A 6,635-nucleotide genomic window follows, 5' to 3' on the forward strand; every position below is an offset into this window, starting at 1 on the left:
CAGCAGCACCGCCGACGCCCCCATCGGCGCCACCAGCAGCGGCACGTGCGGGCCGTTGCCGAGCACAAGGCTGGCGATCACACCGGTGAGTGCAATGCCGATCGTCGCGCCGATACAGGCGACGAGACGCTCGCGCAGCGTCGCGCCGGCAAGAATGGGAACAAAAAGGCGGAAAGCCATGAGGTCGAAAACTCTGCCGATATTCCAGGGGAAGTCGAAAATGTGCTGATCGCACCGCAATGACGCGGCATCGTTGAATTTGAAAGCCAAACTGATCCGGGAAACTGCAATTTGAGGGAATAGAATTCCGCTACGCAGCCGCCGCCGCGGCCAGACCGCGCGAAATGTCGGCCTTCAGGTCGTCGACGTCCTCGAGGCCGATCTGCAGGCGGATCAATGGACCCTCATAGGGGGCCTTCGCGACAACGCGGTCGCCGAGCCAGACCGGTACCGCAAGGCTCTCATAACCGCCCCAGGAATAGCCGAGGCCGAAGATTTGCAGCGCGTCGAGAAAGGCGTGCTGCTGCTTCTGGCCGCCACCGGCAAGCACGATGGAAAAGATGCCGCTGGAGCCGGAGAAATCCCGCTTCCATAGAGCGTGATCCGGATGGCTGGGCAGGGCCGGGTGGAGCACGCGCGCCACGCCCTTCTGGCCTTCGAGCCAGGAGGCGATGGCAAGCGTGCTGCGCTGATGGTGTTCGAGGCGCACGCCCATGCTGCGCAGGCCGCGCAGCACCTGGTAGACGTCGTCGGGCCCGGCGCAGCAGCCAAGCGTGCAGAAGCTTTCATAAAGATGCGTCCAGCAGCTCTCATTGGCCGACACCGTTCCAAGCAGCACGTCGGAATGGCCGGCCGGGTATTTGGTCGCCGCATGGATCGAGATGTCGACACCGTGGTCGAGGGGGCGGAAATACAGTGGCGTCGCCCAGGTATTGTCCATCATGACGATGGCGCCCACGGCGTGCGCCGCCTTGGCGATGGCCGGGATGTCCTGCACCTCGAAGGTGTTGGAGGCCGGTGATTCTGTGAACACCACCTTGGTGTTGGGCTTGATCAACGCCGCGATGCCGGCGCCGACATGGGGGGCGTAGTACTCGACCTCGACGCCCAGCCGCTTCAGCATCGTGTCGGCGAAGTTGCGGGTCGGATGATAGACGGTATCGACGATCAGCAGATGGTCGCCGGCCGACACGAAGGCGAGCAGCGGTACCGTCACCGCCGCAAGGCCCGACGGCACCAGGATCGTGCCTGCCGAACCTTCCAGCGCGTCTATGGCGTGGGCGAGCGCATCGGTCGTCGGCGTGCCGCGCGTGCCGTAAGTGTATTTCTGGGTGCGAGCCGCCATTGACGCCGCGTCGCGAAAAAGCACGGTCGAGGCATGCACCACCGGCGGATTGACGAAGCCGAAATAGTCGTGCGGATTGTTGCCCGAATGGGCAAGCCGCGTGTTGATGCCCATCCCGCCGCTAAAGTGCTCGCCGTCTTTCGCCATTCTGCGTCGCCTTGTTTGACAAGCCGCTAGCCATAGTGCGGCGGCATGGACCGTGCAACAGCCACCGTCCGCCAGGAGATGGACTTCGAATATGCCAATTCGTCGCGGCAAAAACAGCGATGCGGGGACAGGATATCAAACGAAAAACCCGCCTGTGCGGCGGGTCATCGGCGCAAATCAGCACCATGGACAAAAATGTATCATAGCTGAGGGCAGGGTGTCAAGAAAAAATTCCTATCGCGAAAAGGCGGTCTTTGATTGACCTGCGTTCGGAGCCATCATCTCCGCCGATCGGCTATTGTGGGCGGCTGCGGAAAGTATATGATTGTCGGCTAATATTAATCGCCGGATTGCTTCGATCAGATGCTGCCGGATGGTTGCTGCCGGTTGACCTCTGGTCCTCCACGATCCGGATCGCGCTCACCAAGCGTGAGCGCGGCAAGGGAGGAATGCCATGCCGGACGTCAAATGGGCCATGAAGGCGCGCGAATTCATCAACTGCAACTGCGCCTATGGCTGCCCGTGCCAGTTCAACGCCATGCCGACATACGGGTTCTGCCAGGCGGTCGCCGGCATGGAAATCGAAAGCGGCCATCACGGCGACACCAAGCTCGACGGATTGCGGTTCGTCGGGATTTTCAGCTGGCCCGGCGCCATACACCAGGGCGGGGGCGAAGCCGCGGTGATCATCGACGAGAGGGCGACGGAAGCCCAACGTGGCGCGCTGCTTCGCATATTGGGCGGTCTGGACACCGAACCGGGTGCAACGATATTCCAGGTCTTTTCGACCACGCTGGAGAAGTTCCACGACCCGATCTTTGCGCCGATCGAATTCAACATCGACGTCGACGCGCGAACCAGTCAGCTGCATGTCGAGGGTATAACCGACGGTCGTGGCGAGCCGATCCGGAATCCGGTCACCGGCGCTGCCCACCAGGCGCGCATCGACCTGCCGCACGGCTTCGAATACGCGATCGCCGAGGTCGGGCGCGGCTGGACAAAGGCGACGGGCCCGATCAAGTTCGAGCTGGCCGATACGCACAGCCATTTCGCCAATCTGCATCTCACGCAGAGCGGCATCGTGCATTGACCTGATCCAATGGGCGACACGGCCCTCGAGGCGGTGCTGCGGCGCGATCGCGCGGTCGTGATGGCCGCGCTCGTGGTGATTGCCGTGCTCGCCTGGGCCTATGTGCTGTGGCTCGCCACCGACATGGTCATGCCCGGCTCCGCCTTGCCGGACAGCGGAGGCGGTGACATGGCCGGAATGGACATGTCGAATATGGACGGGTCGAACATGGGTATGGGCGGCATGGATATGGGCGCCGCCGTGGCGCCAGGCATCCGGGCCTGGGCATTGGCCGATTTCGCTTTCACCTTCACGATGTGGGCGGTGATGATGGTCGGCATGATGACGCCTTCGGTCGCACCGATGTTGCTGCTCTATGCCGGTGTCGGCCGCAAGGCGCGGGCGGATGGCAGGCCCATCGCTTCGACGGGATGGTTTTTTGCCGGCTACCTCGCCGTCTGGGCCGTCTTCAGCCTCGTGGCGACCGGTGCGCAATGGCTGCTCACCCGTCTTGCCTTGCTCGACCCCTCGATGGCGACCGGCAGCGCGGTCCTCGGCGGCCTCGTCCTGATCGCCGCCGGTCTCTATCAATGGACGCCGATGAAGGGCGTCTGCCTGCGCCAATGTCAGGCCCCGATCGCGTTCCTGGCCGGCCATGGCGGATTCCGCTCCGCTCCGCTCGGCGCGCTTCGGCTGGGCATCGATCACGGCGCCTACTGTCTGGGGTGCTGCTGGGCGCTGATGGCCCTGCTGTTCGTCGGTGGCGTCATGAACGTGCTGTGGATCGCCGGCATCGCCATCCTGGTCCTGCTGGAGAAGACGGTGCCGACCGGGCAGCTGATTCCGCGCGTTTCAGGCGCGTTGATGGCTGGCATCGGGACCTGGATCGTCTTTCAAGCCTTTTGAGAACAGTCTTCGTCTGCGACCTGTATTGGACTCCAGCCGCCAGTAAATCGTCAGAAGACAATCTTGGGACATGGTAGTTCGCCCCACGCGGAGGTCAACAACCACGAGGTATTTGCCCTGGATGGATTTCGCTGCCGCGGCCGGTATCGGCCCCGCGTTGGCGTTGCATCAGCTTTGCCGCCTTTATTGGCCCCTGCTGACTAATTCGCGGGCGTGTTTGTCTGTAAATCAGGCATTTACGGCAATCGGTTTTCAAACTCTTCGGGTTTGGGTCATTTCCCTTGACCTCACAGGAATTATCGCCTTCGATGACATTTGTGAATGGGAGGCGGCGCGTCGGTTACGATGCGGGGTTTCGGGATGGGCCGGGATGAAGCCGCGTTCACACGGGAGAAAAAAATCAGGATTTACTCCTGAAAAACAGAGAAAAGGGTCTGTGGGTCATGAAACACATTGCTATCGGCATTCTAGGCGCCGCCACGCTTGGATTGATGGCGTCCGCCGCGTCGGCGGCCACGCTCGACACCGTCAAGGCGAAGGGCTTCATCCAGTGCGGCGTCTCCACCGGCCTGGCCGGCTTTTCGGCGCCGGACGACAAGGGTGACTGGCAAGGCATCGATGCGGATTTCTGCCGCGCTGTCGCGGCCGCCGTCTTCGGTGACGGCTCCAAGGTCAAGTTCACGCCGCTCAGCGCCAAGGAGCGGTTTACCGCGCTGCAGTCGGGCGAGATCGACATCCTGTCGCGCAACACCACCTGGACCATCAACCGCGATACGGCACTCGGCCTGAATTTCATCGGCGTCACCTATTATGACGGCCAGGGTTTCATGATCAACGCCAAGAAGCTGCCGGGCGTCAATTCGGCATTGCAGCTCTCGGGCGCAGCCGTCTGCGTGCAGAGCGGCACCACCACCGAGCTGAACCTCGCCGACTACTTCAAGGCCAACAAGATGGAGTACAATCCCGTCGTCTTCGAAAAGCTGGAAGAGGTCAACGCCGCCTATGATGCCGGCCGCTGCGACGTCTACACCACCGATCAGTCGGGCCTCTATGGCATCCGCCTGACGCTGGGATCGCCGGCCGACCATGTCGTGCTGCCCGAGATCATCTCCAAGGAGCCGCTCGGACCGGCCGTTCGCCAGGGCGACGACCAGTGGTACCACATCGTCAAATGGACCTATTTCGCGCTGTTGCAGGCTGAAGAGCTCGGCATCACCAAGGCCAATGTCGATGAGATGAAGAACTCGGCCAGCCCCGAGATCAAGCGCGTTCTCGGCCAGGAAGCCGACACCAAGATCGGTACCGATCTCGGCGTCTCCAATGACTGGGTGGTCAACATCGTCAAGGCCGTCGGCAATTATGGCGAAATGTTCGAGCGCAATGTCGGCTCGGGCAGCCCGCTGAAGATCGCGCGCGGCATCAACGCGCTGTGGACCAAGGGCGGCCTGCAATACGCGCCGCCGATCCGCTGATCGAAATGTGATCCGGGAGGCAGATCATCTGCCTCCCGGTTTCTCTTTCCAGGGGACGGTCGAATGGCATCGCAGGACGTACTTCGCGAGGAGCCCAGCCGCGGCTCCTTCATCAACGATCCGAAAATCCGGGGCATATTCTTCCAGGTGCTGGTCGTCGTGCTGCTGGTGGCGGGCGTCTGGTGGATTGCCCACAACGTCATCGACAACCTGACGCGGTTGCGCATCGCTTCAGGCTTCGGCTTCCTCAAGGGCCGCGCCGGCTTCGATATCAGCGAGAGCGCGATCGCCTATTCGTCGGATTCGACCTATGGCCGCGCCATTCTGGTTGGCCTCCTCAACACGGTCATCGTCGCTATCGTCGGCATCATCACCGCGACAATCATCGGCTTCGTCATCGGCATCGGCCGGCTCTCGAAGAACTGGCTGATCAGGAAGATCTGCACTGTCTATGTCGAGGTCTTCCGCAACATCCCGCCGCTGCTGGTCATCTTCTTCTGGTATTCCGGCGTGCTGGCCGTGCTGCCGGCGCCACGCGACAGCATCAATTTGCCGTTCGGCTCCTTTCTCAACCAGCGCGGTTTCTATTTTCCACGCGCCGTATGGGGCGACGGTTCATGGCTGATCTTCGTCGCCCTGCTCGTCGGCATCGCCATGGCGTGGTTCGTCGCGCGCAAGGCGCGGCAACGGCAGATGGCGACCGGCCAGCAATTTCCGGTGTTTTGGACATCCGCGGCGCTGATCGTCGGGCTGCCGCTGCTCGCCTATGCGCTGAGCGGCTTTCCCCTGAGCTTCGACTACCCCAAACAGTCGACTTTCAACCTGACCGGCGGCTTTCAGGTCCGGCCGGAGTTTCTGTCGCTTTATCTGGCGCTGTCCTGCTATACCGCCGCCTTCATCGCCGAGATCGTGCGTGCCGGCATCAGGGGTGTCAGCGCGGGCCAGACGGAAGCCGCCGGTGCGTTGGGATTGCGGTCCGGATCGATCCTGCGGCTGGTCGTCGTGCCGCAGGCCATGCGCATCGTCATTCCGCCGCTGACCAGCCAGTATCTCAACCTGACCAAGAACTCGTCGCTGGCCATCGCCATCGGCTATCCGGACCTGACGGCGACCGCCGGGACAGTGCTGAACCAGACCGGCCAGGCCGTCGAGGGCGTGGTGATCATGATGGTGATCTATCTCGCCATCAGCCTTCTGACCTCGCTTGTGATGAACTGGTTCAACGCCAAGATGGCGCTGGTGGAGAGGTGAGGTAAGGACATGCAAGAACATGATATGTCCTGGGTGCGCACCGAAATGGTGCTGGCGCAGCCGGCGCCCGCCAGCGTCACCGGCCTCGGCGCATGGGTGCGCAAGAACCTGATCGCGTCTACCGGCGACACCATTTTGACAATCGTCGGCATCGCCCTGGTGGCGATGATCCTGCCGCAAATCATCAATTGGGCGTTCATCAACGCCGTGTGGACGGGGCCGGACCGGACCGTATGCGCCACGGTGGCGCAAGGCGGCATCCAGCCGGATGGCTGGACCGGCGCCTGCTGGGCTTTCGTCAATGCCAAGTTCGGCCAGTTCATGCTCGGCCGCTATCCCATCGAGGAGCGCTGGCGGCCGATCCTGGTCGCCATCCTGTTCGTGGCGCTGCTGGTGCCGATGCTGATGCCGAAGGTGCCACGCAAAGGGCTGAATGCGGTTCTGC

General features: G+C 62.4%; 5 protein-coding genes and 2 pseudogenes. 5 read left to right on the forward strand and 2 right to left on the reverse strand.

The genetic code is table 11. From position 1 onward, the window contains the following. Together EN914_RS19050 and EN914_RS19055 are read right to left on the reverse strand one after the other, a co-directional pair. Positions 1-180, reverse strand: a pseudogene (locus EN914_RS19050) (hypothetical protein); the annotation flags it as partial. A 130-nt stretch (positions 181-310) separates the two neighbouring features. Next, on the reverse strand, positions 311-1,492 hold the full coding sequence (locus EN914_RS19055) for a cystathionine beta-lyase (protein WP_024505011.1): 1,182 nt from the start codon (positions 1,490-1,492) through the stop codon (positions 311-313). Between the two features lie 454 nt (positions 1,493-1,946). Between EN914_RS19055 and EN914_RS19060 the strand changes: the two genes are divergently transcribed. The 5 genes and pseudogenes from EN914_RS19060 to EN914_RS19080 form a co-directional block, all read left to right on the forward strand. Further along, entirely contained in the window at positions 1,947-2,582 is a 636-nt protein-coding gene (locus EN914_RS19060; protein ID WP_013532425.1) for a DUF1326 domain-containing protein, read from the forward strand. A 9-nt stretch (positions 2,583-2,591) separates the two neighbouring features. After that, entirely contained in the window at positions 2,592-3,467 is an 876-nt protein-coding gene (locus EN914_RS19065; protein ID WP_024505010.1) for a DUF2182 domain-containing protein, read from the forward strand. Between the two features lie 443 nt (positions 3,468-3,910). Beyond that, positions 3,911-4,939 (forward strand): amino acid ABC transporter substrate-binding protein, encoded by a 1,029-nt coding sequence (locus EN914_RS19070; protein WP_024505009.1) that lies wholly within the window; start codon positions 3,911-3,913, stop codon positions 4,937-4,939. 63 nt (positions 4,940-5,002) lie between these two features. Beyond that, a complete protein-coding gene (locus EN914_RS19075; RefSeq protein ID WP_013532422.1) occupies positions 5,003-6,190 on the forward strand; it encodes an amino acid ABC transporter permease in 1,188 nt (395 codons plus the stop codon). Between the two features lie 9 nt (positions 6,191-6,199). Next, a pseudogene (locus tag EN914_RS19080) lies at positions 6,200-6,635 on the forward strand (amino acid ABC transporter permease); the annotation flags it as partial.

The sequence above is a fragment of the Mesorhizobium sp. M7A.F.Ca.CA.001.08.2.1 genome (assembly GCF_003998455.1).
Classification (GTDB): Bacteria; Pseudomonadota; Alphaproteobacteria; order Rhizobiales; family Rhizobiaceae; genus Mesorhizobium; species Mesorhizobium ciceri.

What these genes read in the sequence shown, in the direction of transcription:
- EN914_RS19055 (WP_024505011.1), bottom strand. Translation starts at nt 1,492, where the DNA reads ATGGCGAAAGACGGCGAGCACTTTAGCGGCGGGATGGGCATCAACACG.
- EN914_RS19060 (WP_013532425.1), top strand. Translation starts at nt 1,947, where the DNA reads ATGCCGGACGTCAAATGGGCCATGAAGGCGCGCGAATTCATCAACTGC.
- EN914_RS19065 (WP_024505010.1), top strand. Translation starts at nt 2,592, where the DNA reads ATGGGCGACACGGCCCTCGAGGCGGTGCTGCGGCGCGATCGCGCGGTC.
- EN914_RS19070 (WP_024505009.1), top strand. Translation starts at nt 3,911, where the DNA reads ATGAAACACATTGCTATCGGCATTCTAGGCGCCGCCACGCTTGGATTG.
- EN914_RS19075 (WP_013532422.1), top strand. Translation starts at nt 5,003, where the DNA reads ATGGCATCGCAGGACGTACTTCGCGAGGAGCCCAGCCGCGGCTCCTTC.